The following is a 3,194-nucleotide window of genomic DNA, read 5'->3' as shown; positions in this document are numbered from 1 at the left end:
AGCCTTCGGCTGATTCGCTCCCACCCAGAGTCAACGTGTTTGTGGGAGCTATTCAGTCAGCTTGCCTGACTAATAGCGAAGAGGATGATCGCGAATAGCCTCCGGCTGATTCACTCTCACAAGGAACCACTGTGTGGTTCTATCCCACACAGGATGAAACCCCGCTGTCTTTCCTGTAAAATGCCGCGTCATTTTCATACGTTATACAGCGACAGGGGTACCCACCTTGGAAATCAATCCAATCGTCGAACAGATTAAAGACCTTCAGGCACGCACCGACGTGCTTAGGGGGTATCTTTGACTACGCCAACAAGGTTGAGCGTCTCGAAGAAGTAGAACACGAACTGGCTCAGGGCGATGTCTGGGATGACCCGGACCGCGCGCAGGAGCTGGGTCGCGAGCGGTCTTCTCTGGAAGCCGTTGTTAAGACCATTGATACCCTGGATAGCGGTCTCGGCGATGCCAAAGATCTGCTTGATATGGCGGTCGAAGAAGACGATGAAGATGCCGTCGACGAAGTTAAAAGCGAACTGGATGGTCTTCAGTCAGAGTTGGAAGTTCTGGAGTTCCGTCGTATGTTCTCGGGCGAGATGGACGAGAACAACTGCTACGTCGAAATTCAGGCAGGTTCAGGTGGTACAGAAGCTCAGGACTGGGCCAACATGCTGTTGCGTATGTACCTGCGCTGGATCGAAGCGCATGGCTTCAAAGGCGAGCTGATGGAAGTCTCCGAAGGCGAAGTTGCAGGTATCAAAGGCGCGACGATTCACGTTCAGGGCGAATACGCTTATGGTTGGCTGCGTACAGAAACCGGTGTACACCGTCTGGTACGTAAGAGCCCGTTTGACTCGGGTAACCGCCGTCATACCTCGTTTTCGTCTGTGTTCGTATCGCCAGAAGTTGATGACAATATTGAAATCGATATTAACCCGGCCGATCTCCGCATCGACGTATACCGTGCCTCAGGTGCGGGTGGTCAGCACGTAAACCGGACAGAGTCCGCGGTACGTATTACGCACTTGCCGACCAATACCGTGACTCAGTGCCAGAATGACCGCTCTCAGCACAAGAACAAAGATCAGGCAATGAAGCAGATGAAAGCCAAGCTCTATGAGCTGGAGCTCCAGAAGCGCAGTGCTGAATCTCAGGCGCTGGAAGACAGCAAGGCGGATATCGGCTGGGGCAGCCAGATTCGTTCGTACGTGCTGGATGACGCGCGTATTAAAGATCTGCGCACCGGCGTTGAAACGCGTAATACGCAGGCTGTTCTGGATGGTGATCTGGACCAGTTTATTGAGGCGAGCCTGAAATCCGGGCTCTGAGCCTGTTGCGCTTGACCATACAGCGTTGGAATGTATTTCGAAATGCTCATGTACCACTTGTACACTCCGCTTTCTCAATACATTCCGCCTTGTCTGGCCTGCGCTCACGACGGCTCAGCCGATGATGTTGCAGGAGCGCAACGCGAAGCTTGTGCGATATATATTTGCAGACCAAACAGAATTTAACATTGATCCCTAGAATACCGGGTGCCAAATGACAGATCAGAATCAAACCGTTCAGGACGAAAATAAGCTCATCGCCGAGCGTCGTGCCAAACTCGAAACGCTGCGTGAAAACAGCAAATCTAATGGCCACCCGAACGACTTCCGTCGGGAACATCTGGCGGCTGATCTGAAAGCTGAACACGGTGAAAAAAGCAAAGAGCAGCTTGCTGAAGAAGGTCACCGTGTAGCGGTAGCTGGTCGTGTTATGCGCCGTGGCGGTCCGTTCATCGGTATTCAGGATGTCACGGGGTCCCTGCAGGTTTACATGGCGAAGCCGCTGCAGAAAGAAAGCACCGCGTGGCAGTCACTGGATATCGGTGACATCGTGGCGGCAACCGGCACACTGAGCCTGTCTGGTAAAGGCGAGCTGTACGTTGATGTGGGTGATCTGAGCAACTTCCAGATTCTGACTAAGTCACTGCGCCCACTTCCGGATAAATTCCACGGCCTTGCGGATCAGGAACTGAAATATCGCCAGCGTTATGTCGATCTGATCATCAACGAAGAAACGCGTAATAATTTCCTGATGCGTTCAAAAATCATCGAAGGCATTCGCTTCTATCTGTCGCAGCGCGGCTTTATGGAAGTCGAAACGCCAATGCTGCAAACCATTCCGGGCGGTGCAACGGCGAAGCCATTTGAAACCCACCACAACGCGCTGGATATCGACATGTTCCTGCGTATTGCGCCTGAGCTGTACCTTAAGCGCCTCGTTGTCGGTGGTTTTGAGCGTGTGTTCGAAATTAACCGTAACTTCCGTAATGAAGGTCTGAGTACTCGCCATAACCCAGAATTCACCATGATTGAGTTCTATCAGGCCTACGCCGATTACCGAGACATGATGGACCTGACCGAAGGCATGCTGCGCTTTGTCGCTGAAAACGTCGTTGGTAGCACTACCATTAAATACGGTGAGTCGGAATACGATTTTGCACAGCCATTCCAGCGCATGACCATGGTCGATGCGATTCTGAAGTACAACCCGGAAATGGATGCCAATGTACTGAATAATCCGGAAGAAAATATCGACACGCTGAAAGAGTACGCGAAAAAAGTCGGTATTCCTCAGTCTGAGAAACAATCTGCGTGGGGCCCGGGTAAGTACATCTGCGAAATCTTTGAAGAAACCGCTGAAGAAAAACTCGATCAGCCGACCTTTATTACCGAATATCCATGGGAAGTGTCGCCGCTGGCACGCCGAAACGACGACAATCCATTTGTGACTGATCGTTTCGAATTCTTCGTCGGTGGTCGTGAGCTGGCAAATGGCTTCTCAGAGCTTAACGACGCCGAAGATCAGGCTGCACGCTTCCGTAAGCAGGTTGAAGAAAAAGACGCCGGTGACGACGAAGCAATGCACTACGATGCAGATTATGTTCGTGCGCTGGAGTACGGTATGCCACCAACTGCGGGTGAGGGTATCGGTATTGATCGTCTGGTAATGCTGTTTACCGATTCCCACACTATTAAAGATGTGATTCTTTTCCCGCATATGAAGCCACTCTGAGGCTAGCTGTGTTGTCCTGACTTGACTGTGTTGTAGGAGGGGATCTTACCCCCGATCACACATTGTGGGAGCGAATCAGCCGGAGGCTATTCGCGATTAGTCATCTGGAAGAATCCCTGTCGCTATTAGTCAGGCAAGCT

At 51.7% G+C, this 3,194-nt stretch carries 2 protein-coding genes; both read left to right on the top strand.

Going from position 1 to position 3,194, the window contains the following annotated elements; translation table 11 throughout:
• Positions 1-226 precede the first annotated feature (226 nt).
• A protein-coding gene (prfB, locus tag B2067_RS00010; RefSeq protein WP_139325782.1) for a peptide chain release factor 2 occupies positions 227-1,322 on the top strand; the annotation gives its coding sequence in 2 pieces (ribosomal slippage) (positions 227-298 and positions 300-1,322; 1,095 coding nt in all).
• 214 nt (positions 1,323-1,536) lie between these two features.
• The gene (gene lysS, locus B2067_RS00005) at positions 1,537-3,054 is read left to right on the top strand and encodes a lysine--tRNA ligase (protein ID WP_301387089.1); all 1,518 of its coding nucleotides are present in this window, start codon (positions 1,537-1,539) and stop codon (positions 3,052-3,054) included.
• Positions 3,055-3,194: the final 140 nt, after the last annotated feature.

It is taken from the genome of Thalassolituus sp. UBA2590 (genome assembly GCF_002339775.1).
In the GTDB taxonomy this organism is placed as follows: Bacteria; Pseudomonadota; Gammaproteobacteria; order Pseudomonadales; family Oceanobacteraceae; genus Thalassolituus.
The sequence above is the reverse complement of the archived record's forward strand: the minus strand, read 5'-3'. Positions and strand labels throughout refer to the sequence as shown.

Bases quoted from the DNA above. Each gene is read 5' to 3' on its own strand.
- lysS (WP_301387089.1), top strand. From the start codon at position 1,537: ATGACAGATCAGAATCAAACCGTTCAGGACGAAAATAAGCTCATCGCC.